This is a genomic window from Streptomyces sp. NPDC048514, from assembly GCF_043199955.1.
GTDB lineage: Bacteria > Actinomycetota > Actinomycetes > Streptomycetales > Streptomycetaceae > Streptomyces.
Map to the genome: position 1 here is coordinate 380769 of NZ_JBICWT010000004.1, position 24711 is coordinate 405479.

The window sequence follows — 24711 nt, forward strand, 5'->3', positions numbered from 1 at the left end:
CGAGCATACGTTTGGGTCGCGCCGGTCCAACGGGGCCGGGGGGACCCGAGGGTTCGGTGTGCCCCGGTACGGTTCGTCCGGGGCCGTCGGCGCAGGAACGCCGGGCCGGGCCGCACGGGGGCGGGCCGGCGGCCCGCCGGCCACGGGAACGCCGAAACCGTCGGCTACAGGAACGCCGCGTATTGGTCGAGCACTCCCAGCACCTCCGCCTCACCGGCCGACGGCAGCTGGAGCACGACCTCCTCGATGCCCAGCTCGGCGTAGTGGGCGAGCTTGCCAGGGCTGGGCAGCACCGCGTACGGGACCACCTGGAGGGCGGCGGGGTCACGGCCCGCGGCCGTCCACGCCGAGCGCAGCACGGGCAGCGACTCGGTCAGGCCCCGGCCGCCGATCGGCAGCCAGCCGTCGGCGTACTCCGCGATGTGCGCGAACAGCTTGGGTCCGGCGGCCCCGCCGACGAGCGTGCGGGGGCCGATCACCGGACCGCGCGGCTTCTGCACCGGCTTGGGGTACGCGATGCTGGCCCGTACGCTTCCGAACTCGCCCTCGTAGGCCACCGGTTCCTCGGCCCACAGCGCCCGCATGAGGTGCACCCGGTCCCGCACCAGCTCCCGCCGGGTGCGCCAGGTCACGCCGTGGTCGGCGGCCTCCTCCACGTTCCAGCCGAAGCCGAGGCCGAGGGTGAGGCGTCCGCCGGACAGGTGGTCGAGCGTGGCGACCTGCTTGGCCAGGTCGATCGGGTCGTGCTGGGCCGCCAGGGTGATCCCGGTGCCGAGGCCGAGGTGCTCGGTGACGGCCGCCGCCTGACCGAGCGCGACGAAGGGGTCGAGGGTGCGGCCGTACTCGCGCGGCAGTTCGCCGCCGGCCGGGTACGGGGTGGCCCGTTCGACGGGGATGTGGGTGTGCTCGGGCAGGTAGAGACCGGCGAAGCGGCGCGCCTGAAGTTCACGGGCGAGCCGGGTGGGGGCGATGGTCTCGTCGGTGAGGAAGATCGTGACGGCGATGCGCATGGGTCATCTGTACCGGGTATGACGTCGACTGTCCATACCGACTGGTCGGTCGTCGGTGATCGGTGCGGCGGGGAGCGCGGAGCGCCGGCGGGCGGTGCGGACCCGGTATGGCTCGCCGCACGGTTTCCCGCGCTCCGCCGCCGGGCTACGTTGAACGGGTGGCGACCATGCGCGGCACTCTCGCACCAGGGGCACCCGACTACGTCTACCTTCCCTTCGACGTACCTCCCGCGACGGCCGAGTTGCGGGTCTCGTACACGTACGACAGGCCCTCCGTCCCCGCCGGCACCCCCGGCAACGCACTCGACATCGGGCTCTTCGACGAGCGCGGCACCGAAGTGGGCGGCCGGGGCTTTCGCGGCTGGTCGGGGGGTGCGCGCACGGAGTTCTTCGTCCGCGCGGACGAGGCGACGCCCGGGTATCTGCCCGGTCCGCTCACCCCCGGCACCTGGCACATCGCGCTGGGGCCCTACACGGTCGCGCCGCAGGGCCTGTCGTACGAGGTGACGGTCACGCTGACCGAGGGGGAACCCGGCACGGCCCCGGCGCCGGTGTATCCGCCCGAGCGGGCCGCCGGCCGGGGGCGGGCCTGGTACCGGGGCGACTGCCATCTGCACTCCTGGCACTCCGACGGCCGCCGGACCCCGGCCGAGATCGCGGCGCTGGCCCGCTCCGCCGGGCTCGACTTCATCAACAGCTCGGACCACAACACCATGGCGTCGCACGCCCATTGGGCCGACGCCGCCGGCGACGACCTGCTGGTGCTGCTCGGCGAGGAGGTCACCACCAGGAACGGTCACGTCCTGGCGCTCGGCACCGATCCGGGCACCTTCGTCGACTGGCGCTACCGGGCCCGGGACCACCGCTGGGCGCGTTTCGCCCGCGCGATCCGCCGCGCCGGCGGTCTGGTGGTACCGGCCCATCCGCACGCCGACTGTGTCGGCTGTGCCTGGAAGTTCGGGTTCGCCGAGGCGGACGCGGTCGAGGTGTGGAACGGGGCGTGGACGCCCGACGACGAGGTGACCCTGGCCGCCTGGGACGGCCGGCTGGTCGCCTCGGTGCGCGAGGACGGGGCGTGGCTGCCGGCGATGGGCGACAGCGACGCCCATCGTGATCCGGACGTGGTCGGCCACCCCCAGACGGTCGTCCTGGCCGACGATCTGACCCGGGCGGCGATCCTGGCGGGCCTGCGGGCCGGCCGCTCGTACGTGGCCGAGTCGGGGGCCGTCTCCCTGGCCTTCACCGTGACGGCCGACGGGGGCGGACACGCGGGCATCGGCGAGCGGCTGCGGGTGCCGGCCGGCACGCCGGTGACCGTCCGGCTGGAGGTCGCGGGCGCCCCGCGCTGCTCGGTCCGCCTCGTCACCGACCAGGGCGTGCTGTTCACCGGCGGCCCGCTGCCGGTGTCGGGTGCGGGCACGGTGGAGTGGCGTACGACGTCTTCCCACGCGGCCTACGTCCGGGCCGAGTTGCGGCACGAGACGGCCGTGGGCCCGGTGCCGGGCGCGATGGCCGCGTTCACCAACCCCGTCTTCCTCGGCACCACGTGAGCCGCTGGGCCGCCCGGCGTCCAGCGGGTGCTCCGGCGCCTAGCGGGTGCTCCGGCGCCTAGCGGGTGCTCCGGCGCAGGGCGACGATCTCGGCGACCGCTTCCAGCCAGCGGGCGGCCCAGGTGTCGGCCTCCGGTGTGGCGGCGGTCTGCGCGGCGCCGCTAAGCCAGTCGCGCAGCACCTCCGCCGGCTCCGGGCCCGGCAGCGGCTCGGGCAGTTCGGCGGCGTACGCCAGGCCGCCGGCCCGGACGATCTCGGCGACGAACACCAGCGAACGCGGCAGCACCCCGAGCCGGTCGAGGGTGACGGCGGCCGCGATGGCACCGTCGCCGAACAGGGCGGTGCGGAAGGCCTCCTGGGTCAGGCCGTAGCGGAGCAGCACGGAGACGTCGGTGGCGGCCAGGACCTCGTCGTCGGAGCGGCTGTCGGGAGCAGGGGGCATGCGGGCCTCGGTTCCGGTCCGGGTCAGCGGACGGTGATCGTGAAGACGTAGTACCCGGCGCGGGAGCCCGGGGTGCCGGTCGCCGTGGGATAGGGCGACGGGGACGCCGAGCCCGCCGGGGTGGGCGACAGGGTGGAGCGGTCGCCGGGGCCGGGTCCGGTGCAGGTGTGCAGCGGGCAGTACAGCAGCCGTACCGTGGCCCTGCCCTTCCCCCGGGCGGTGAAGTCGAAGGACTGGGTGCCGCCGGTGCCGCCGTCGGCGTCACCGCCGCCGTAGCTCTGCCGGCCGCCGCGGTACTTCAGGACGGCCGGGTCCGGCTCGGGGCCGGCGAGGTACCAGTGCCGGCCCAGGGTCGGGGCCGCCGGGACGGTGAGGGCGAACCGCTCGCCGGGCGCGGCGGTGACGCTGCGGGTCCCGGTGCCGTACTCGGTGCCGGTCGCCGCCGTTCCGCCGGGTGTGGCCGTTCCGCCGGGTGTGGCCGTTCCGCCGGGTGTGCGTCCTGCGCCGGTCCCGCCGTCGTCGCCGCAGCCGGTGAGGGCGAGCAGGCAGACGAGGGCCGCCGCGCCGAGGAGTGGTGCACGTGAGGTCATGGTCGCTCTCGGTTCCTGGGTCTCTCAGTCCTGGGGCAGATGGACGGCGTAGGCGTCGGGCAGTCCGCTGTTGCTGGCCTTCGCCATGCCACCGTTGACGAAGTCGTCCTCACTGACCCATGTGGTCTGGCCCCACGGGTTGTAGATCTCCAGCTTGTCGCCCTCCTGGCCGACGATCATCATGGCGTGCCCGGACCGCTTGTTCCGGTCGTCGTACCCCTCCACACCGATGGGCACCGGCTTGCCCTCCGCCACCGCCTTCTCGATGTCCGGCAGCACATTGCGGCGCGCGTCCGCGTCGCGGACCTCGTGCAGCGCGTACGAGCTTCCGGTCTCGGGGCTGATCTCCTTGTTGACGACCTCGGTCTTGCCGTCGAGGCCCATGCCGTTGTACCCGTCGCCGCCGTGGCCCTCCTGGTGCACCCGGTGCTGTTCGTCCACCAGGCGCCGCCGGAAGGCCGCCGGGTCGTTCTCCTGGCCGCCGGGCCCGCCGGTGAGCGAGAGGGCGTAGACGGGGTCGACCATGGCGCGGGCGGTGACGGTGGACGAGGCGACACAGGTTCCCTCACTGCCGTCGCCGCCCTGGGACCACTGCTGGGTGCCGAAGCTCTGCAGGTCGGTGTTGACGTTGGAGCCGTTGCCGTTCGTCCCCTCGTCCCGGAGGCTGTCCCCCTCGGTGACGAGCGGCGTCAGGTGCTGCTGCAGCCATGCCGGGTCCTTGCCGTGGATCTTCCCGTCGAACGTCTCGATGTCGCCGACGCCGTGTCCCGCGGCGAGGGCCTTCATCAGGTACGCCTTCTCCTGCGGGGACGACGACTTCGCCAGCAGCTGCTCCATGCGGGTCCGGTCGGCCGGCGAGAGCTTGTCCATGGCCCGGCCGGACCGTTCCAGGTCGTTGGCGCTGAGGATCTCGTTGTAGTCGGCCGCGCCGGCCGGCCCGCTGGTGTCGGCCAGCATCAGCCGGTCGACGGCGGACAGTTCGACGGTGTGCATCTTCCCGGCGCGCGCCTCGGCCGCCCACTTGTTCAGGTCCCGGGCCGCGGCCCGGGCGGCGTCGTCCGCGGCGACGGCCGCCCGGTGCATCAGATCGATGCCGGCGGCGGCGGTGGACCGGGCCGCCGCGAGGTCCGCCTCCTCCTCGTCGGTCTCGATCATCCGGTCGAAGAAACCGTCCTTGGCGCCGAGCCGCTGCTTGGCCGCCTGCATCCTGGCGCGGCCGTCGGCGTCCTGCTTCTGCGCGTTGCCGAGCGCGTCGGCCAGCGTGAGCAGCGCCTTCGCGCCGCCCTGGAACGCCTCGGCCATCTTCGTCGCGGCGCGGGCGGCGGCGCCCACCGCGTCGGAGGCGCGGACGCTCGTGTCGCCGACCCACACCTGCGACAGCCCCTTGCGGGCCACCTTGTCCACCCGGTCGTGCACATCGCCGGCCTTGTCGACCTGGTCGCGGTAGCGCTTGCTCAGCGATTCGAGCGTGGCGGTGTCACCGACCGGCGCGCTGACGAAGAGCGCGCCGTCGATCTGCTCCAGCAGGTCGTTCTTGGACCCGGCCTTCGGAATGCTCTCGCACAGACCGGCCAGCCAGGAACGCCGGGCGGCGGGGGTGCTGAAGGGCACCAGGACTCCCCAGAATCCCGTCATCGGCGCACCCTCAGTATTCCGCGAGGGCCGACGGCCGCTGGGCGTACGCCGGCATGGTGGTGAGGGCGGCCGGTCCGGCGCCGAACGGCGTCGTGGCCGGACCGGCGGCGCCGGTGGGCACCGCCTCGGCGCGGGCCGCGACGGCGTGGTCGCCGCCCGCGTACGCGCCCTTGGCGAGACGGATCTTGTCGCCGAGTTCGTGCAGCGCCGACTCCAGCGTGCCGGCGTCCGCCTCCCAGGCCGCGGCGAACGCGTCGAACGCCGCCGCCGCTTCGGGACCGCCCAGGTCGTCCTGCGTGTGGGACGGGGCGGGGCCGACGGCCGTGCGGATGTGTCCCGCGTCGTCGCCCGCGCCGTCCAGTTCCTTGGCCTGCCCGGACATGCCGGACTTGACCGTATAGCCATCCGAGGACGCGCCCATCAAACTCCCCCGTTGCGATAGGTCATGATCGCGGGGGAGGCTAGCACGCGGCGGCCGTACGGACGCCGACGTCGTCACAGGCCCCGCACGGGGTCGGCACAGCACCCTCGCGGGGTGGTGCCGGCCGTGGCCGGGGAGAGCGGGAGAACCGGAGCCATGTCAGGCCGCGCAGACCTCAAGCACCGACTCGTGACCCGCTTCCAGCGGTATGTGGCCAACCCGCTCAACCGGCGGCTGCCCTTCCAGGTCCTGCTGGAGACCACCGGGCGCACGTCCGGTGAGCCGCGGCGGACGCCGGTGGGCGGCCGCCGGGTCGGCGACTCCTTCTGGCTGGTCTCCGAGTTCGGCCTCAAGTCGCAGTACGTGCGCAACATCCAGGCCGACCCGCGGGTACGGGTCCGGATCGCCGGCCGCTGGCACCACGGCACCGCCCTCCTGCTGCCCGCGGACGACGCCCGGGCCCGGCTGCGCTCCCTGCCCCGCTTCAACAGCGCGGCGGTCCGGGCGTTCGGCACCGACCTGCTGACGGTACGCGTGGACCTGACGGACTGACCCTCCCCGGCCCGGCCCGCTCAGCCGGTCCGGCCCGGCCCGTCCCGCTCGGCCCGGCCCCGCAGCCCGGCCCGCTCAGCCCGGCCACACGAGGGCCTGCACCTCGCTGTAGGCGTGCAGGGCGTACACGCCCACGTCCCGGCCGACCCCGCTCTTCTTGAACCCGCCGAACGGGGCCTCCATGTTCCTGCCGACGGTGTTGATGCCGACCCCGCCCGCCCGCAGCCGGCGCGCCACGCGGAAGGCCCTGGCCACGTCGCCGGACCAGACGTAGTCGATGAGGCCGTAGTCGGAGTCGTTGGCGAGGGCCACCCCCTCCTCCTCGTCGCCGAAGGGGATCACCGTCACCACGGGCCCGAAGATCTCCTCCCGGGCCACCCGCATGTCGTTGCCGCAGTCGGCGAGGAGCGTCGGGGCGACATAGAAACCCTTCTCCAGCGGGGGCCGTTCACCGCCGGACACCAGCACGGCGCCTTCCTTGCGGCCGAGTTCGACGTAGGACTCCACGCGTGCCCGGTGCTCGGCCGAGATCAGCGGCCCGACGACGGTGTCCGGCTCCCTCGGATCGCCCACCTTCAGCCGGCCGGCGTACGCGGCCAGCCGCTCCACCAGCCGGTCGTACACCCCGCGCTGGGCCAGCACCCGGGTCGGGGCGGTGCAGATCTGCCCGCTGTAGAAGGAGAAGGTGGTGCCGATGCCGGCGACGGCCGAGCCGAGGTCGGCGTCGTCGAAGACCACGGCCGCCCCCTTCCCGCCCAGCTCCATCAACTGGCGCCGCATGTCCCGCCCGCACACCTGCGCGATGCGCCGGCCGACGGCCGTGGAGCCGGTGAAGCTGACCATGTCGACGTCGTCGCAGGCCACCACCGCCTCGCCGACCGCCGTGTCACGCCCCGAGACGACGTTCACCACCCCCGGCGGCACCCCGGCCGCCTCCAGCGCCTCGGCCATCCGGTAGACGGACAGGGGGTCCTGCGGGGCGGGCTTGACCACCACGGTGTTGCCCATCGCCAGGGCCGGGGCGACCTTGCCGGCCGGGTTGGCCCACGGGTTGTTGTAGGAGGTGATGCAGGTGACGACCCCCACGGGCTGCCGTATCGCCAGCGCCCCCAGCACGCCCGCGCGACCCATCGGCCCGGCCTCGTCGAGCTGCGGGACCAGCGCCCATTCGGTGGGCTCGACCGTGGCGTACCTGCGGAAGCGGGCCGCGGCCACGCCGACCTGCATCGCACGGGCCGTCCCGGTCGTCGCCCCGGTCTCGGCGCGGGCGAGGTCGGCGTACGGCTCCAGGGAACCGCGGATGATCTCGGCCGCCCGGCCCAGTACCGCCGCCCGTTCCTCCGGCCGGGTCCGCGACCAGGGGCCGAACGCCTCCCGGGCCGCCGCGCAGGCCGCCCGCGCCTGCGCCGGCGAGGCCTCCGGTGCCCAGCCGACCAGCCCCTCGGTGGCCGGGTCGGTCACCGGGTAGTGCCCGCCGGCCGGCTCGACCCAGTCCCCGCCGACGAACAGCCGCTGTCCCTCGCTCACCGGGTGCCCACCGTCCGCGTGTCCCGCCCGGAGCGCAGCACCCTGCCCGGCACGGCGCCGGTCACCACGTCGTCCCGGATCGCCTCGGTCCCGTTGACCCACACGGCCCGCACCCCGAGCGCCCTGGAGTCCAGCCGGGGGCTGCCGCCCGGCAGGTCGTGCACCAGACGGGCCTGGCCCGCGTCGATCCGCTCCGGGTCGAGGAGGACGAGGTCCGCGTGCCAGCCCTGCCGGATCCGGCCGCGCTCGCGCAGCCCGAACAGCCGTGCCGGATCGTCGGTCAGCATCCGCACCGCCTGCTCCAGACCGACCAGCCGTCGCCCGCGCAGGCAGTCCCCGAGGAACCTGGTGGTGTACGGCGCCCCGCACATCCGGTCCAGGTGGGCGCCCGCGTCCGAGCCGCCGAGCAGGACGTCCTCGTGCCGCCAGGTCTCGGCGCGCAGCGTCCAGGAAGCGGGGTCGTTGTCGCTCGGCATCGGCCACAGCACGGTCCGCAGTTCGTCGTCGGCGCAGATCTCCACCAGGCAGCCGAACGGGTCCTGCCCGCGTTCGGCGGCGATGTCCCGCACCACGCGTCCGGTCAGCCCGCGGTTGGCCTCGCTGTAGGTGTCGCCGATGACGTAGCGGCCGAAGTCCGCCAGCCGCCGGAAGACGCCTGCCTCCTTCGAACCGGCCCGCCGCAGCATCTCCGCCCTGACCTCCGGGTCGCGGAGAGCGGCCATCCGCTCGGGCACGGGCAGCCCGAGGACCGGCCCCCAGCCCGGTATGAGGTTGAGGGCGCAGAAGGTGCCCAGGGACATGTTCATCGGGGTGAGGATCGGCATGGTGAGGGCCACCACCCGGCCGCCCGCCTTCCGGGCGCGTTCGCTCGCGGTCAGCTGCCGGGGCACGCGCTCCGGGACCGCCGCGTCGATGGTGAGGACGTTCCAGTTCAGGGGCCGCCCGGCGACCGCGCTCAGCTCCACGAGCAGGTCGATCTCGGCGTCGCTGAACTGGTCCAGGCAGCCGGCGACGATGGCCTCGAGCTGGGTGCCCTCGTGCTCGCCGACGGCCCGCGACAGCGCCAGCAGTTCCTCGGGCCGGGCGTACCGGGAGGCGACCGGCTGCCCGTCCCCGTCCGAGTGGGTGGAGGACTGGGTGGTGGACAGCCCCCAGGCGCCGGCGTCCATGGCCTCGTGGAACAGCCGGAGCATCTGCCGCAGCTGCTCCGGAGCCGGCTGCCCGCCGACCGCCTCCGGCCCCATCACGTACCGCCGCAGGGCGCAGTGCCCCACCATGAAGCCCGCGTTGACCGCGATCCGCCCTTCGAGGGCGTCCAGGTACTCCCCGAAGCCGTGCCAGCTCCAGGGCGCGCCCTGCTCCAGCGCGACCAGGGACATCCCCTCCACCTTGGACATCATCCGCCGGGTGTAGTCGGCGTCCTCGGGGCGGTCCGGGTTCAGCGGCGCGAGGGTGAACCCGCAGTTCCCGGCGGCGACGGTGGTCACGCCGTGATTGAGGGAGGGGGTCGCGTACGGATCCCAGAAGAGCTGGGCGTCGTAGTGGGTGTGGGGGTCGACGAAGCCGGGGGTGAGGACGAGTCCGGCGGCGTCCTCGCTGCTGCGGGACTCCTCGGTGACCCGGCCGACGGCGGCGATCCGGCCGTCGCGTATTCCGACGTCGGCGGTGTGGGCGGGCGCGCCGGTGCCGTCCACGACGGTGACACCCTTGATGAGGTGATCGAGCATGGGGCTCCCCTTTCAACTCCGGTACGTGGAAGGGGCGCGGGGAACCGCGCGACCGGCCACAGCCGGCCCGCACCCCGCGACGGCGATCACGAGGCCGCCCGGAACCGGCTGGTCCGGTGCACGGGATCCGTGTCGATCTCCGGAATGACGTGCTCCCCGATCAGCCGGATCGTCTGCAGCGTCTCCTCCTTCGGCACCCCCACCGGCAGCCCGAAGCTCAGCTGGTCCGCACCCGCCTGCTCCCACCGCTTGCACTGCCGAGTCACCTCGCCGGGGTCGCCGCAGATCAGCAGCTCCTCCTCGATCAGCAGCTCGACGAACTCCGGCGTGTACTCGGGCAGCGTCTCCGGCCACACCGGGAAGCCCTCGGGGCGGGGGAACGTGTCGTGGTACCGGAAGACCAGCGAGGGCAGGTAGTGCAGCCCGCCGCCCACCGCGATCTCGATCGCCTCCGCGTGCGTCGGCGCGCAGATGGCGGTGGTCGTCACCATCACGTTGTCGTTCACGAAGTCCCCGACGGGCTCGGCGTCCACGACCGCCGTCTTGTACTGCTCCAGCACCCACTCCATGTCGGACACCTTCTGGATGCTGAAACCGAGCACGCCGAGCCCCTTCTTCGCCGCCATGGCGTACGAGGGGGGTGATCCGGCGGCGTACCACATCGCCGGGTGCGACCTCCCGTACGGCTTCGGCAGGATCTTGCGCGGCGGCAGCTGCCAGTGCTTGCCCTGGAAGCCGGCGTACTCGTCCTGGAGCCACATCTTCGGGAACTCGGCGATCGTCTCCTCCCAGATCTCCTTGGTGTGGTTCATGTCGGTGATGCCGGGCAGGAAGCCGAGGATCTCGTGGCTGCCGGCCCCCCGGCCGCTGCCGAACTCGAAGCGGCCCTCGCTGAGGTGGTCGAGCATCGCGACCTTCTCGGCGACCTTCACCGGGTGGTTGACCGGGGCGAGCGGGTTGAAGATCCCGGAGCCCAGGTGGATGCGCTCGGTGGCGTGGGCGAGGTAGCCGAGGAAGACGTCGTTGGCGGAGAGGTGCGAGTACTCCTCCAGGAAGTGGTGCTCGGAGGCCCAGGCGTACTTGAAGCCGGAGCGGTCCGCCTGGATGACGTACTCGGTCTCCTCCATCAGCGCCTTGTGCTCGGCCAGCGGGTCGGTCTCGGCGCGCTTGCCCACGTATCCCTGTACAAAGAGCCCGAATTCCAAGGCGGGTCACCGTCCCCAGTCTCATCTGACACACCGTCAGATACGTTCGTCGGCCGACTGTCGCACCGCTCGCGACGACCGTCAATAGCTGACGGTCAGTCAGGTGTTCGGTTCAGATCACGCTGACCCCGGCGAGCCATCCGCCGTCGATCACGAACGGCTGACCGGTGATGTACGAGGAGTCGTCCGAGGTGAGGAAGAGGGCCAGCCGTGCCACCTCGGCCGGCTGCCCGACCCGCCCGAGCGGCACGAGCCCCCGGTACAGCTCGGCCAGGGCCCGGCTCATCTCCTCCGGGTCCGCGTCCGGGTCCAGCCGGGCCGGGTTGGACATGGCGGTGTCGATGGCGCCGGGGCAGATGGCGTTGACCCGGATCCCGCGGGCCGCCAGCTCCAGCGCGGCCACCCGGGTCAGCCCGAGCACCGCGTGCTTCGTGGCCGCGTACGTCCCGACGGCCGCCATGCCCGTCAGGGCCGTGTAGGAGGCGGTGTTGACGATCGTGCCGCCGTCGGTCAGCTCCGGCGCCACCGTCTTCATCCCGAGGAAGCAGCCGACCTGGTTGACCTGTACCACCTGCATGAACTCCGCCAGAGGGGTGTCCACGAGGGAGTTGAACCGCAGGATGCCGGCGTTGTTGACCAGCCCGTCGATGCGCCCGTACGCCTCCTTGACGTCCGCGACGGCGGCCCGCCAGCCGTCCTCCGTACCGACGTCGAGATGGACGTAACGGGCGCCTATCTCCTTGGCGAGCGCCTCGCCCTGCTCGTCGAGCACATCCGCCACGACGACCTGCGCGCCCTCCGCCCGGAAGAGCCGCGCCTCCTGCTCGCCCTGTCCGCGGGCCGCCCCGGTGATGACGACGACCCGCCCGTCCAGCTTGCCCATGTCCGCTCCTCAGCTGAGCCGGGGTGCTACCTCCGCCCCGAACGCGGTGATCTGGTCGATGAGTTCGCTGCGGCTCCGGCTGCGGAACCGCACCTGGATCTGGTGCACGCCCATCGCGCGGTAGGCCCGCAGCGACTCGGCGATCCCCTCGGGCGCCCCGGTGAGGGTGCGCCGCCCGACGTGCCAGCCCGGGTGGCCGATGTACAGCGGCTCGGTGAGGGCGCCGATCGTGAGGGGCCCCTCGACGCCGTGTTCCTCCCGCAGCCGCCGCAGTCGCGCGATCTGGTCGGGCAGCCGGTCCCGCGGGTCCCCCTGCGGCAGCCAGCCGTCACCCTTCAGCGCGGCCCGGCGGACGGCCGCCGGCGAGGAGCCGCCGATCCAGATCGGCACCCGCGGCTGCGCGGGGCGGGGCCGCTGGCCCAGGTCGGCGAAGTCGTGGAACGTGCCGTGGTGCTCGGGGAACTCCTCGGGCCCGAGGGCGGCCCGCAACGCGTCGATCGACTCGTCGAGCACGGCTCCGCGCCGCTCGAAGTCCACCCGGAGGGCCTCGAACTCCTCACGCACGTGCCCGGCGCCCACGCCGAGGATCAGCCGCCCCCCGGAGAGGTGGTCGACGGTGGCGTACTGCTTGGCACTGAGCAGCGGGTGCCGCAGGCCCACCACCGCCACGTGGCTGAGCAGCCGGATCCGCTCGGTCACGGCCGCGAGATGGGCGAGCGTGGCCACCGGGTCGTACCAGACCGTGCTCATCGCCGGGGCCAGCCGGCGCGGCACGGCCACGTGGTCGCAGCAGGCCAGGTAGTCGAACCCGGCGCGTTCCGCGGCCCGGCCGACCGCGACCAGGTCGGCGGGGCCCGCGGCGACCTCCCAGCCCTCGGCGTAGAGGGTGCTCTGGGACTGCACGGGCAGCTGGATGCCGTAGGCGAGTGTCACGACGGCCCCGTCCAGAGCCCGTCCGGCGTCAGCCCCAGCAGCTCGATGGCGTTCCCCCGCACGATCCGCTCGACCACGTCCGGCGCCAGGTGGCCCATCTGCGCCTCGCCGACCTCACGGGACTTGGGCCAGGTGGAGTCGGAGTGCGGGTAGTCCGTCTCGTACAGGACGTTCCCGACGCCTATGGAGTCGAGGACGCGCAGCCCGAAGGCGTCGTCGAAGAAGCAGCCGTAGACGTGGCCGGCGAACAGCTCGGACGGCGGCCTGCGCACCTTGTCGGCGACGCCGCCCCAGCCGCGGTTCTCCTCCCACACCACGTCCGCGCGCTCGAGGATGTACGGGATCCACCCGATCTGCCCCTCCGCGTACATGACCTTCAGGTTCGGGAAGCGCTCGAACTTGCCGCTCATCAGCCAGTCGACCATCGAGAAGCAGCAGTTGGCGAAGGTGATGGTGGAGCCCACGGCGGGCGGGGCGTCGGCCGAGGTGGAGGGCATTCGGCTGCTGGAGCCGATGTGCATGGCCACGACCGTGCCGGTCTCGTCGCAGGCCGCGAGGAACGGGTCCCAGTCGTCGGTGTGCACCGACGGCAGCCCCAGGTGCGGGGGTATCTCGGAGAAGGCGACGGCCCGCACGCCACGTGCGGCGTTGCGCCGCACCTCCGCGGCGGCCAGCCCGGCGTCCCACAACGGGACGAGGGTGAGCGGGATGAGCCGCCCGCGCGCCTGGGGCCCGCACCACTCCTCCACCATCCAGTCGTTGTAGGCGCGCACGCACCGCAGGGCCAGGTCCCGGTCCCGGGCCTCGGTGAAGGTCTGGCCGCAGAAGCGGGGGAAGGTCGGGAAACAGAGGGCGGACTGGACGTGGTTGACGTCCATGTCGGCGAGCCGGGCGGGCACGTCGTACGAGCCGGCCCGCATCTGCTCGTAGGTGATGACTTCGAGGCGGATCTCGTCGCGGTCGTGGCCGACGGCGGTGTCGAGGCGGGTGAGCGGGCGATGCAGGTCCTCGTAGACCCACCAGTCGCCGAGCGGCCCGTCCGTGCCGGGTGCGCCCATGACGGGCTTGAAGCGCCCGCCCAGGAACGTCATCTCCTTGAGCGGTGCGCGCACGATCCGGGGCCCGACGTCCCGGTACTTCTGCGGCAGCCGGTCCTGCCAGACGGTGGCGGGCTCCACGGTGTGGTCGTCGACGGAGATGATCAGCGGGAACTGTGTGGTCTCCATGCCGCTCACGGTAGCGCCGAACTGACGGTCCGTCAGCTACTGTTTCCGCGTCCCCGGATGCGAAGACCGTGTGAGGACCTTGTGCGCCGGGAGCCGCCACCCTGTGATCGGCGTCTCCCACGACTGACGCAACCGCCCGGAACAAGGCAAACTGACGGGGTTGTTCGTGACACCGAGGGGGACGAACGCATGGACGCTGGGCCGCGAGTACCCGAGCAGCGGCGTGCCGGCTCCGTGACCGTGGCCGGGACAGGCGCCGTCGCGGGGACGGGGGCGCTGCGCTTCGGCGTGCTCGGTCCGGTGCGGGCCACGCGCGGCGCGGACGCGCTGAACACGGGCTCCCCCCAGCAGCGCGCCCTGCTGGCCGCCCTGCTGCTCCGGGAGGGCCGTACGGCCACGGCGGCGGAGCTGATCGACGCCCTGTGGGGCACCGAGCCGCCGTCCCAGGCGCTGGCGGCGCTGCGCACCTACGCCTCCCGGCTGCGCAAGATCCTGGACCCCGGCGTCCTGGTCAGCGAGTCCGGCGGCTACGCCGTACGCGGCCTCGGCGAGGGCGCCCTGGACCTGGCGGTGGCCCAGGAGCGGTCGGTGGACGCCGAGAAGGCGCGCGGGGCCGGGGATCTGGGCCGGGCCCGGTCGCTGCTGAACGAGGCCCTCGCCCTGTGGGACGGCGAACCCCTGGCGGGCGTGCCCGGCCCGTACGCCGAGGCGCAGCGGGCCCGGCTGGAGGAGTGGCGCCTGGGCCTGCTGGAGGCCCGCCTGGACATGGATCTGGAGCAGGGCTGCCACGCGGAGGCGGTCTCGGAGCTGACGGCGCTGACGGCCGCGCACCCGCTGCGGGAGCGGTTGCGGGAGCTGCTGATGCTGGCGCTGTACCGGAGCGGCCGGCAGGCGGAGGCGCTGGCGGTGTACGCCGACACCCGGCGCCTGCTGGCGGAGGAGCTGGGGGTCGATCCGCGGCCGGGGCTCCGGGAACTGCAGCATCGCATCCTCCAGGCGGACCCCGCCCTGGCGGAGCCCTCGGCGCCGGTGGCGGAGCCGGCGACGGCCCCGGTCCGCCCAGCACAGCTGCCGGCCACGGTCCCGGACTTCACCGGCCGCTCCACCTGCGTGACGGAGCTGAGCGAGGTGCTGTCCAGCGCGTCCGAGGCGGAGGGCCGGGTGATGGCGGTCTCGGCGCTGGCCGGTATCGGCGGCGTGGGCAAGACGACCCTGGCGGTCCATGTGGCCCACCGGGCGCGCCCCGCCTTCCCCGACGGACAGCTGTACGTGGACCTGCAGGGCGCGGGCCCCCGCCCGGCCGAGCCGGAGACGGTGCTGGGGTCGTTCCTGCGCGCGCTCGGCACGGCGGACTCGGCGATCCCGGACTCGATGGAGGAACGGGCGGCGCTCTACCGCTCGGTCCTGGACGGCCGCCGGATCCTGGTCCTGCTGGACAACGCCAAGGACGCGGCGCAGGTACGGCCGCTGCTGCCCGGCACGGAGGGCTGCGCGGCCCTGGTCACCTCCCGGGTCCGGATGCTGGACCTCGCCGGCGCCCATCTGGTCGATCTGGACGTCATGTCCCCCGACGAGGCGCTGGCGCTCTTCACGAAGATCGTGGGCGTGGAACGGGTGGCGGCGGAGCGCGAGGCCGCGCTGGACGTCGTGGCCGCGTGCGGCTTCCTGCCGCTGGCGATCCGGATCGCGGCGTCCCGCCTGGCGGCCCGGCGTACCTGGACGGTGTCGGTCCTCGCCGCGAAACTCGCGGACGAACGCCGCCGGCTGGACGAGCTGCAGGCCGGCGACCTGGCGGTGAAGGCCACCTTCGAGCTGGGCTACGGCCAGCTGGAGCCGGCCCAGGCCCGGGCGTTCCGGCTGCTGGGCCTGGCGGACGGCCCGGACATCTCGCTGGCCGCGGCCGCCGCGGTGCTGGACCTGCCGGCGGAGGACACGGAGGACCTGCTGGAGTCCCTGGTGGACACGTCGCTGCTGGAGTCGGCGGCCCCGGGCCGCTACCGCTTCCACGACCTGGTACGCCTCTACGCCCGCGCCTGCGCGGCCCGCGACGAACAGCCCCCGAGCGAGCGCGGGGCGGCGATGTCCCGCCTGCTGGACTTCTACCTGGCGACGGCGACGGGCGTGTACGCGATGGAACGGCCGGGGGACCGGACGGTCGCCCATCTGGAAGGTGTGGAGGGCCCGGGCATCGCCTTCGCCGACGCCTCGGCGGCACTGGACTGGCTGCACACGGAGGCCGAGCCCCTTCTCGCGTGCGTCCAGCAGTCACTCGACGCGCCCACCCTGCGACGGGCCGTCGATCTTCTGCTGGCCACCATAGACCTGGCCGAGTCCGGAGCCAGCGCTCGGCGGTACGAGACGACGGCCGTGGCTGCCCGGGACGCGGCCGCCGGCCTCCGCGACGCGCACGCCGAGACACGGTCGAGGATCACGCTGGCGCAAGTCCTCAGCCAGTCCGGACGGTTCGACGAGGCGCGGCTGGAGGCCGAGCACGCCGACGTGCTGAACGAGGCCGCCAAGGATCCCTGGACGAGCAGTACGGCGCCCAACCAGCTGGGCATCATCGCGAACTGCACGGGACGCTTCCCGGACGCGGTGACCTATCTGCAGCGGGCCATCGAAGCTTTCCGGGCCGACGGCAACAAGCCGGGCGAAGCCAGTGCCGTGTGCAACCTCTCCCGTGCCCTCGCCTCCATGGGACGCAGCAAGGAGGCCGTGGAGCTCGCGAAGCGGGGGGTCGACATATACGACGAACTCGGTATGTCGGTCCGCCTGGCCAACGCCCACTACGCGCTGGGCATCGTGCTCACCCAGGCCGGGTCCCTGTCCGAGGCGCTGGTGCAACTGACCGAGGCACTGCACATCTTCACCGACAGCCGACAGCGCCTGTGGGAGGGAACCACCCACTTCCGCATCGCGCAGGTGCACCTGGTCTCCCAGCACTCCGCTCTGGCGGCCCAGCACGCCGAACAGGCCCTGGCCATCGGCTGCATCGGCGGCGACTGGATGCGGGCCAACGCCCTCACGATGCTGGGAAGGGCCCTGGAAGCACTCGGCCAGTCCGACCGGGCCCGCGCCTGCTGGCAGGAAGCCCTCGCGCTGTACGAGCAGACGGGCTCGCCCGAGGCCACCGAGGTGCGCTCCCTGCTCTCCCCTCTGGCAGCGGCGTGAGCGTCTGCCGCCACGTCGTTCATCGAACGTTTATGACCGCCTGTCACTCTCGATGAGTCGATCCGCCGCTGTCGGGGGGCAGACGGATCCGCCGGGCCTCACGGCTACTCTGAGGCCTTCTGGAACGCCCGTTCGGCGACCTACGGGGGAGTTGCCGAACGGGCTCTCCTGCCAGTGCGTCACATATCTCTTGGAGTACCAGCCATGAGCAAGGACGAGAAGATCATCACGTTGGACCAGCACACTCCCGCTCCGCCCGCCCTGGACGAGCCGGTCACCACGATGGACCAGCACACCCCGGCCCCGCCCGCCCTGGACGAGCCGGTCACCACGATGGACCAGCACACCCCGGCCCCGCCGGCTCTCGACCTCCACGGCGGGAAGTAGGGCCACCTCCCCGACGGGGGACGGTCGCGGCGGCGCGGAGGGGAGTCGCCGCGGCCGAGGTGGGTTCGGGGGATGTGATCTCGTCCGGGGGGGGCGGGGTCCGGGGATGCGACCCCGCCGGGGGGGATCGGGGGATGCGACCCCGCCGGGGGGGGATCGGGGGATGCGACCCCGCCGGGGGGGGATCGGGGGATGCGACCTCGCCCGGGGGGGGCGGGGTCGCCGTCGCGTTGCGGGGCGCGGGGCGGGGCGGGGGCTCCGGCCGGCTTCTTCCGTGGCGGTCAGTCCCCGCCCCTCCTCCGCAGGCCCTCCTTCAGCACCTTGCCGCTCGCGTTCCGGGGCAGTGACCCCACGAACTCCACCGTTCTCGGCACCTTGTAGTTCGCCATCTCGCGGCGGGACCAGGCGATCAGGTCGTCGGCGGTCAGGACGGAGCCCGGCCGGCGGACGACGAAGGCCTTGCCGACCTCGCCCAGGCGGGCGTCGGGCACGCCGATCACCGCCACGTCCGCCACGTCCGCGTGGATGCCGAGGAGTTGCTCTATCTCCGCCGGGTAGGCGTTGAATCCGCCGACGATGAACATGTCCTTGATGCGGTCCGTGATGCGCAGGTTGCCGGACGTGTCGAGGACACCCACGTCGCCCGTGCGCAGCCAGCCGTCCGGGGTCACCGTCCGTGCCGTGGCCGCCGGGTCGGCGTAGTAGCCGCGCATCACGTTGAAGCCGCGGACCAGCACCTCCCCGGGGCTCCCGGCCGGGACCGGCGCGCCCGTCTCGGTGTCGGCCACACGCACCTCCGTGCCCGGGATGGGCCGGCCGGAGGTGGCGGCGATCACCGACGGGTCGTCGCCGCGCCGGCACATCGTGACGATGCCGCTCGCCTCGGAGAGGCCGTAGGCGGTGAGGACCGTGCCGATGCCGAGTTCACCGTGCAGGCGTTCCACCAGGCGCAGCGGGACCACCGCCGCGCCCGTCACCACCAGCCGCAGCGCCGACAGGTCGTGGGCGTCGCGGGCCGGATGGTCCAGCAGGGACTGGTGGAGGGTCGGGGGACCGGGCAGGACCGAGATGCGTTCGGCCGCTATGTTCGCCAGCGCCGTCGCCACGTTGAACACCGGCTGCGGAACCATCGTCGCCCCGCGCATCAGGCAGGCGATCACCCCGGCCTTGTAGCCGAACGTGTGGAAGAAGGGGTTCACGATGAGGTAGCGGTCCGTCGTGCGCAGCCCCGCCAGGTCCGCCCAGATCTCGTACGCCCGCAGGGTCTGCGCGTGCGTGATCATCGCGCCCTTGGGGCGGCCCGTCGTACCGGACGTGAAGACGATGTCCGAGAGGGACGGACCGGACAACCGGTCCTCGCGGGCGCGGACTTCGGCCGCCGACCGCCCCTCCCCCGCCGCCAGGAAGTCCTTCCAGGTGCGGAAGTCCGGTGGGGCGTCGTCCGACAGGACCACCACCTGCTCCAGCGCCGGCAGCCCGGGCAGCGGGCCCCTGCCGTCCGGCGCCCCCTGCCCCGCCGCGCGGCGCAGGGACGCCACGTACGACGTGCCGAGGAACGTGCCCGTCACGAACAGCAGCCGGGCCCCGCTGCGGCGCAGCACCTCCGCCGCCTCGGCGCCCTTGAAGCGGGTGTTGAGCGGGACCAGGACCGCGCCCGCCGAGACCGCGCCGAGCGCCGCGACGATCCAGTCCAGGCTGTTGGGGGCCCAGACGGCGACCCGGTCGCCCACCTCGACCCCGCCGGCCAGACAGGCGGCCGCCGCGCGCTCGACCCGGGCGCCGAGTTCGGCGTAGGTGACCCTCGTACGGCCCTCGACCACCGCCTCGGCGTCCGCGTACCGCTCGGCCGACGAGCGCACCAGTCGCGGGATCGTGCCCCAGTCACTCACAGCAGGCCTCCCCGAAGCACACAGCTGGCTGACGAACCGTCAGGTTAGCTGTAATCTGACGACCTGTCAGGAGAGGGGGTTTCGCATGACGGGAACGGGACTGAAGGACGCCACCGCCATCGTCGGGATCGGGCAGACGGCTTTCGCCAGGCACCTTGCCGAGGACGAGAAGACGCTCGCCTGCCGGGCCGTGCTGGCCGCGCTCGACGACGCCGGGATCGCGCCCGGCGAGGTCGACGCCCTGGCCTCCTACACCATGGAGGAGACCGACGAGGTGGAGCTGGCGAAGGCCGTCGGGTTCGGGGACCTGACGTTCTTCAGCAAGGTGGGGTACGGAGGCGGCGGCTCCTGTGCCACCGTCGCGCACCTCGCCGCGGCCATCGCCACCGGGCAGGCCACCGTCGGGGTCGCCTGGCGGTCGCGGAAGCGGGGCAGCGGGCCGAGGCCGTGGACCAACACCGCCGTACAGCTGCCCACTCCGGCCCAGTGGACCCGGCCCTTCGGGCTGCTGCGGCCGGCCGACGAGATCGCCATGCTGGCCAGGCGGTACATGCACGAGTACGGCGCCACCCGTGATCACCTGTTCAACGTGGCCCTCGCCTGCCGGAACCGGGCCAACCAGAACCCGGCGGCCGTCATGTACGAACGGCCGCTCACCCGCGAGATGTACATGTCCGCCCGCTGGATCAGCGAGCCGCTGTGCCTCTACGACAACTGCCTGGAGACGGACGGCGCGCTGGCCTGTGTGGTCGTCGGCCGGGAACGGGCGCGGGACTGCGCGAAGAAGCCCGTGTACGTCCACTCCGCCGCGCAGGGACTGCCCGCGCAGCACCACGGCATGGTCAACTACTGGAACGACGACCCGCTGACCGGCCCCGCCTGGACCGCCGCCCGGCATCTGTGGAAGCACGCCGACCTCACCCCGGACGACGTGGACGTGGCGCAGATCTACGACGCCTTCACGGCCCTCGTACCGCTGTCGCTGGAGGGGTACGGCTTCTGCGGACGGGGGGAAGGGGGAGCCTTCACCGAGCAGGGCGCCCTGGAGATCGGCGGCCGGCTGCCCGTCAACACGGGCGGGGGCGGGCTCAGCGAGGCCTACGTGCACGGCTTCAACCTCATCAACGAAGGGGTGAAGCAGCTGCGCGGGACCGGTACCGCTCAGGTCCCCGGCGCCGCCACCTGCCTGGTCACGGCGGGCGAGGGCGTCCCCACCTCCGCGCTGCTCCTGAGGAGTTGACCATGCTGAGCCCCGTCATCGACGCCGACGGCGCGCCCTTCTGGAAGTACGCGGCCCGTGGCGAACTGCGCGTCCAGGCCTGTGCCGACTGCGGCGAGCCGCGTTTCCCGCCCCGGCCCTGCTGCCCGCACTGCCGGTCCTTCACGAGCGAGTGGCAGCCGGTGTCGGGGCGTGGACGGGTGTGGTCGTACGTCGTGCCGCATCCGCCGCTGCTGCCCGACTACGCGGCCCAGGCCCCGTACGGCGTGCTGGTCGTGGAGCTGGAGGAGGCCCCGCGGATACGGCTGGTCGGCAATCTGGTCAGCGGGGCGGGGGCCGCGCTCGGCTCCGTGGACCGTGAGCGCGTCCGGATCGGCGCCCGGGTGCGGGTGGTCTTCTCCGACGGGCTGCCGCAGTGGGTGCTCGCGTGAACACCGTGCGCCTGGAGGTCGAGAAGGACACCGGGGTCGCCGTCGTCACGCTCGACCGGCCCGGTCGGCTCAACGCCATCGATCCGGAGACGGCCGCCGAACTCGGCGCGGTGTGGCGCGGGTTGCGGTTCGAGGACTCCGTTCGGGCCGTCGTGCTCACCGGGGCCGGGGAGCGGGCGTTCTGCACGGGCGTCGACCGGGACGCGGCCGTCCCGCAGCCCTCTTCGCCGTACATGCAGGACGACCCGCTGCTGGGTGCCGGGCCGAAGGCGAACGACCTGTGGAAGCCGGTGGTCGCCGCGGTGCGCGGGATGGCCTGCGGGGGCGCCTTCTATCTGCTGGGCGAGAGCGAGTTCGTCGTCGCCGACCCCACGGCCGTCTTCTTCGACCCGCACACGACGTACGGCATGGTCAGCGCCTACGAGTCCGTGCTGATGGCACACCGGATGCCGTACGGGGAGGTGGCACGGATGATGCTCATGGGTTCGGCCGAACGGATCTCCGCCCGGCGGGCCCACGACATCGGGCTGGTCTCCGAAGTCACCGAGGTGGGAGGGGCGCTGGCGGCGGCCGTGCGGTGTGCCACCGTCATCGCCTCGCATCCACCGGCGGGGGTGCAGGGGACCGTGCGTGCGCTGTGGGCGGCGAAGGAGGCGGCGCGCGCGCAGGCGTTCGCACAGGCGCCGCACCTCATCGCCCTGGGCAATCTGCCGGCCGAGCGGCAGGCGGAGTTGTTCGCGGGCAGGCGCGGCGATTTCCGGTTGCGCTAGGAGCCCGGCCGGGCCTGGGCCACCCGGTCGGCCTCGCAGCGGTGGACCTTTGGCAGGATGCGGCCGCCGGCCGTCACCCGGGCGGTCGCCTTGCCCTTCGCCGGTACCTCGACCGTGTAGGAGGAGTTGTCCAGGATCTCGGTGCCCTCGTCGTCGTAGAAGGTGACCCGGGTCTGGAACTCGGCGTCGCGGCCGTTCGGGTTGGTGATCTCGACGGTGGCGTACGGCCTGTCCTGGGTCGCGCAGCTGATCAGCCTCGCCGTGCCGTCCCGCAGCGGCTCGGCGCTGCCGCCCGAAGGGGTGGAGGTGGCCCGGTGGGTGGGGCGCCGGCCGTAACGGCTCTCGCCGGTCGTGCCGCTGCCGCCGGTCGCCACGGTGCCGCCGGTCGTGCCCGTGCCGCCGGTCGCCGCGACGCCGCCCGTCGTGCCCGTGCCGCCGGTCGTCCCGCTGCTGCCGTAGTAGTCGTCGTCCGGGTCGTCGTAGGAGCCGCCGCCCGAGGTGGACGAGGTCGAGGTGTCGTGGTCCTGGTGGGAGCTGCCGCAGCCACCGCCGCCGCTCCCGTGGTGGCTGCGGTGCCGTCCCGACGAGAAGCCCGTGAGGCTGAGGACCACGAAGGTCAGTACGGCCGTGAACCTGAGCGTGCGCTTCCGGGTATGCATGTGCATGCCAGCACCCTACCCAGCCGCGTTCACCGCCTGCGTTCACCGCCTGGCGGGTCTCCGGCACCGCGAGTAGCGTCTGCGCTGGACGGCCGCCGTCCGACCCTTCCGTGCAACCGGTACGACGGCCGTCACGCACTCAGGCGGTGCGTGCCGTCCCCGTGCCCTTCTCGGCGTCCAGGGCGTACACGCACCGGTCCTTGCTGCAGGCGTACACCACGCCGTCCCTGACCACCGGGGAGCCGGTGATCTCGCCCCCGGTGGCCAGCTTCCAGCGCAGCCGCCCGTCGTCGGCCTTCAGCGTGTACAGCAGATGGTCGGTGGAGCCGAAGTGGATACGGCCCTCCGCCACCGCGGGGGCGCCCACGACGTCGCCGCCGGCCTGGAAGCGCCACTTGGGGGTGCCGGTGACCGCGTCCAGGGTGTACAGGCCCTTGCCGCTGCCCACGTGGACATGGCCGCCGGCCACCAGGACCGGCTCGATGGAGGAGCGGGCCTCGGTGGCGATGCGCCAGCGGTCGCGGCCGTCGGTGGCGTCGAGGGCGTAGACCGTGCCGAGGTAGTCGGCGAGGTAGACGCCGCCGCCGGTGACCGCGGGGCCGGGGGCGAAGGCCGGCGGGCTGAGGAAGACCGCCGGGGCCTCGAAGTGCCAGCGCACCATGCCGCTCGCCGCCTCCACGGCGAGGACGCGGGTGCCGGCCGAGACGTAGACGTAGCCGTCGGACGCCGGGGCCAGCCGGACCGGGACACCGCCGCAGGAGGCGGCGTCACCGATGGGGTACGACCAGCGCTCCTCCCCGGTGCGGGCCTCCAGGGCGCGCAGCCGGGCGTCCTGCCAGACGTAGACCGTGCCGTCGTGGACGAGCGGGCCGGACTCGGGGGACTCGAAGTCGGTCTGGCAGCCGGCGATCTCCCACAGCTTCTGCCCGCCCGCGGCCTCCCAGGCCTGGACGCCACCGCCGCGGGTGCCGGTGACGACCGTGCCGCGGTCGGCGCTCAGGGAGTACACCCAGGCCTCCGTGGACAGCCGCCACAGGTCGCCGCCCTCGCGCGCGTCCAGGGCGAAGAGGGTGGGGCCGTCGGAGGCGTGGATGCGCCCGTCCGCGACCGCCATGGACCAGGCCACGTCCCGGGTCTTGAAGCGGCGCCGGCCCGTGCCCACGTCCAGGGCGTGCACCTCGAAGGACGTGACGTAGACGAGGTCGCCGTCGACCGACGGGGTGCCCCAGACGTCGTTGGACATCCGGAACCGCCAGGGGCGCCAGCCGCTCGCGGTCTCCGGGGCCACGACCGGGACGGGCGGTACGGCGGGGTCCGCGCCGTTCACACCGGGCCGCGGCCGGGACCAGCTGGCGACCAGGCCGGCCTCCGGCGGGGGCGCCTTGACGGCGGCGGCACGGGCGTCGGCCACCCGCGGGCCGGGGCCGATCGGCACCGGGGCGCCGGCCAGCTGGACCGGGCCGGTGTCGGGCGCGCCGGCCGGTGCGGGGGCCGGGACCGGGGGGTCGTACGGCGGCGGCGGGGGGACGGCCGCGCGGCCACCGCTGCGCGACCCGGGCGCGGTGAGGGCGGGCTTGGCGGCGGGGCGGCCGCCGCGGCGGGTCTCGATGAGGCCGACGGCCTTCTCGGGCAGCCACGCGGAGGCGGTGCCGCTGTCGTCGGAGCCGGAGCCGAAGAGGTGCGGGGCGAGCTGGGCCTGGAGGTCGGCGGGGCTGGGCCGGCCGGTGGCCTCCATCTGCATGCAGAGCTCGATGAGCGGGCGCAGCTCGTCGGGCAGGCCGGAGAGGTCCGGGCCCTCGCGCAGCAGCATGAAGACGGTCTCGACCGGGTTGGCGCCGTGGAAGGGCGGGTGGCCGGTGGCCGCGAAGACGAGCATCGAACCGAGGGAGAAGACGTCGCTGGCGCCGGTGACGCTGCGCGAGTCCTTTGCCTGCTCGGGTGACATGTAGGCGGGGGTGCCGACGGCGACGTTCGTCATCGTCAGACGGGTGTTCGAGACCCCGGAGGCGATACCGAAGTCGATGACCCGGGGGCCGTCCTCGACCACGAGCACGTTGGAGGGCTTCAGGTCGCGGTGGACCAGCCCGGCGCCGTGGATGGACTGCAGGGCCTCCGCGACTCCGGCCGCGAGCCAGCGCACGGCCTGGGCCGGCAGCGGCCCGCACTCGTTCACTATCTCCTCGAGCGAGGGCGCGGGGACGTAGGCGGTGGCGAGCCAGGGCACGGCGGCACGCGGGTCGGCGTCCACCACGGCGGCCGTGTAGAACCCGGAGACCGCGCGGGCCGCCTCCACCTCGCGGGTGAAACGCACCCGGAAGAGCTGATCCTCGGCCAGCTCGGTGCGCACCGTCTTGATCGCCACGCGCCGGCCGGACGCCGAGCGCGCGAGATAGACCAGCCCCATGCCGCCGGCGCCCAGCCGGCCCAGCACCTCGAACGGCCCGATCCGCCGCGGATCGTGCTGCGTCAGCTGATCCACCACTT

21 protein-coding genes are annotated in these 24711 nt (G+C 73.5%); 7 read left to right on the forward strand and 14 right to left on the reverse strand.

Annotation, left to right across the window (positions count from 1 at the left end; translation table 11 throughout):
• Positions 1-164: 164 nt before the first annotated feature.
• On the reverse strand, positions 165-1010 hold the full coding sequence (locus ACGFT2_RS10460) for an LLM class F420-dependent oxidoreductase (RefSeq protein WP_393275601.1): 846 nt from the start codon (positions 1008-1010) through the stop codon (positions 165-167).
• Positions 1011-1117: 107 nt separating this feature from the next.
• Here ACGFT2_RS10460 and ACGFT2_RS10465 point away from each other — a divergent pair, with 107 nt between their 5' ends.
• Positions 1118-2560 (forward strand): CehA/McbA family metallohydrolase, encoded by a 1443-nt coding sequence (locus ACGFT2_RS10465; RefSeq protein ID WP_393275604.1) that lies wholly within the window; start codon positions 1118-1120, stop codon positions 2558-2560.
• A 58-nt stretch (positions 2561-2618) separates the two neighbouring features.
• Here the strand turns inward: ACGFT2_RS10465 and ACGFT2_RS10470 are convergent, their stop codons facing one another.
• From ACGFT2_RS10470 to ACGFT2_RS10485, 4 genes are read right to left on the reverse strand one after another with little or no spacing between them, the layout of a single operon-like run.
• On the reverse strand, positions 2619-3002 hold the full coding sequence (locus ACGFT2_RS10470; RefSeq protein ID WP_393275607.1) for a hypothetical protein: 384 nt from the start codon (positions 3000-3002) through the stop codon (positions 2619-2621).
• 23 nt (positions 3003-3025) lie between these two features.
• Positions 3026-3592: a protease inhibitor I42 family protein gene (locus ACGFT2_RS10475; RefSeq protein ID WP_393275610.1), complete on the reverse strand. Its 567-nt coding sequence runs from the start codon at positions 3590-3592 to the stop codon at positions 3026-3028.
• 24 nt (positions 3593-3616) lie between these two features.
• The gene (locus ACGFT2_RS10480; protein ID WP_393275613.1) at positions 3617-5227 is read right to left on the reverse strand and encodes a peptidoglycan-binding protein; all 1611 of its coding nucleotides are present in this window, start codon (positions 5225-5227) and stop codon (positions 3617-3619) included.
• Positions 5228-5237: 10 nt separating this feature from the next.
• Positions 5238-5609 (reverse strand): hypothetical protein, encoded by a 372-nt coding sequence (locus tag ACGFT2_RS10485; protein WP_393275615.1) that lies wholly within the window; start codon positions 5607-5609, stop codon positions 5238-5240.
• Positions 5610-5804: 195 nt separating this feature from the next.
• On the opposite strand from ACGFT2_RS10485, the gene ACGFT2_RS10490 reads away from it, so the two are divergent.
• Entirely contained in the window at positions 5805-6200 is a 396-nt protein-coding gene (locus ACGFT2_RS10490; RefSeq protein ID WP_393275618.1) for a nitroreductase/quinone reductase family protein, read from the forward strand.
• 75 nt (positions 6201-6275) lie between these two features.
• On the opposite strand, the gene ACGFT2_RS10495 is transcribed toward ACGFT2_RS10490, so the two are convergent.
• The 6 genes from ACGFT2_RS10495 to ACGFT2_RS10520 all read right to left on the reverse strand — a co-directional run bounded on the left by ACGFT2_RS10495 (position 6276) and on the right by ACGFT2_RS10520 (position 13701).
• Positions 6276-7727: an aldehyde dehydrogenase family protein gene (locus ACGFT2_RS10495; RefSeq protein WP_393275621.1), complete on the reverse strand. Its 1452-nt coding sequence runs from the start codon at positions 7725-7727 to the stop codon at positions 6276-6278.
• Positions 7724-9454, reverse strand: coding sequence for an amidohydrolase family protein (locus tag ACGFT2_RS10500; protein WP_393275624.1), 1731 nt, complete (start codon positions 9452-9454; stop codon positions 7724-7726). The genes ACGFT2_RS10495 and ACGFT2_RS10500 overlap by 4 nt, the downstream gene beginning before the upstream one ends.
• Positions 9455-9540: 86 nt before the next feature.
• Positions 9541-10659 (reverse strand): LLM class flavin-dependent oxidoreductase, encoded by a 1119-nt coding sequence (locus ACGFT2_RS10505; protein ID WP_393275627.1) that lies wholly within the window; start codon positions 10657-10659, stop codon positions 9541-9543.
• A 112-nt stretch (positions 10660-10771) separates the two neighbouring features.
• A complete protein-coding gene (locus ACGFT2_RS10510) occupies positions 10772-11542 on the reverse strand; it encodes an SDR family NAD(P)-dependent oxidoreductase (RefSeq protein WP_393275631.1) in 771 nt (256 codons plus the stop codon).
• A 9-nt stretch (positions 11543-11551) separates the two neighbouring features.
• Positions 11552-12475, reverse strand: a complete 924-nt coding sequence (locus ACGFT2_RS10515; protein WP_393275634.1) for an LLM class F420-dependent oxidoreductase — start codon at positions 12473-12475, stop codon at positions 11552-11554.
• The gene (locus tag ACGFT2_RS10520) at positions 12472-13701 is read right to left on the reverse strand and encodes an amidohydrolase family protein (protein WP_393275637.1); all 1230 of its coding nucleotides are present in this window, start codon (positions 13699-13701) and stop codon (positions 12472-12474) included. The genes ACGFT2_RS10515 and ACGFT2_RS10520 overlap by 4 nt, the downstream gene beginning before the upstream one ends.
• A gap of 189 nt (positions 13702-13890) precedes the next feature.
• On the opposite strand from ACGFT2_RS10520, the gene ACGFT2_RS10525 reads away from it, so the two are divergent.
• Together ACGFT2_RS10525 and ACGFT2_RS10530 are read left to right on the forward strand one after the other, a co-directional pair.
• Positions 13891-16872 (forward strand): BTAD domain-containing putative transcriptional regulator, encoded by a 2982-nt coding sequence (locus tag ACGFT2_RS10525; protein ID WP_393275640.1) that lies wholly within the window; start codon positions 13891-13893, stop codon positions 16870-16872.
• Positions 16873-17076: 204 nt separating this feature from the next.
• Positions 17077-17259, forward strand: a complete 183-nt coding sequence (locus ACGFT2_RS10530) for a sigma-like protein (RefSeq protein ID WP_393275643.1) — start codon at positions 17077-17079, stop codon at positions 17257-17259.
• Between the two features lie 281 nt (positions 17260-17540).
• Here ACGFT2_RS10530 and ACGFT2_RS10535 read toward each other — a convergent pair whose 3' ends face one another.
• Entirely contained in the window at positions 17541-19148 is a 1608-nt protein-coding gene (locus tag ACGFT2_RS10535; RefSeq protein ID WP_393275646.1) for a FadD3 family acyl-CoA ligase, read from the reverse strand.
• Between the two features lie 85 nt (positions 19149-19233).
• On the opposite strand from ACGFT2_RS10535, the gene ACGFT2_RS10540 reads away from it, so the two are divergent.
• Genes ACGFT2_RS10540 through ACGFT2_RS10550 form a run of 3 tightly spaced genes read left to right on the forward strand, consistent with a single transcriptional unit; the run spans position 19234 to position 21568 of the window.
• Positions 19234-20388, forward strand: a complete 1155-nt coding sequence (locus ACGFT2_RS10540; protein WP_393275649.1) for a lipid-transfer protein — start codon at positions 19234-19236, stop codon at positions 20386-20388.
• A gap of 2 nt (positions 20389-20390) precedes the next feature.
• Positions 20391-20798, forward strand: coding sequence for a Zn-ribbon domain-containing OB-fold protein (locus ACGFT2_RS10545; RefSeq protein ID WP_393275652.1), 408 nt, complete (start codon positions 20391-20393; stop codon positions 20796-20798).
• Entirely contained in the window at positions 20795-21568 is a 774-nt protein-coding gene (locus ACGFT2_RS10550) for an enoyl-CoA hydratase/isomerase family protein (protein ID WP_393275655.1), read from the forward strand. The genes ACGFT2_RS10545 and ACGFT2_RS10550 overlap by 4 nt, the downstream gene beginning before the upstream one ends.
• Here ACGFT2_RS10550 and ACGFT2_RS10555 read toward each other — a convergent pair.
• Complete coding sequence (locus ACGFT2_RS10555; protein ID WP_393275658.1) at positions 21565-22233, reverse strand: hypothetical protein; 669 nt, start codon at positions 22231-22233, stop codon at positions 21565-21567. The two genes, ACGFT2_RS10550 and ACGFT2_RS10555, sit on opposite strands and share 4 nt — an antisense overlap.
• A gap of 133 nt (positions 22234-22366) precedes the next feature.
• Complete coding sequence (locus ACGFT2_RS10560) at positions 22367-24709, reverse strand: PQQ-binding-like beta-propeller repeat protein (protein ID WP_393275660.1); 2343 nt, start codon at positions 24707-24709, stop codon at positions 22367-22369.
• Between the last annotated feature and the right edge of the window lie 2 nt (positions 24710-24711).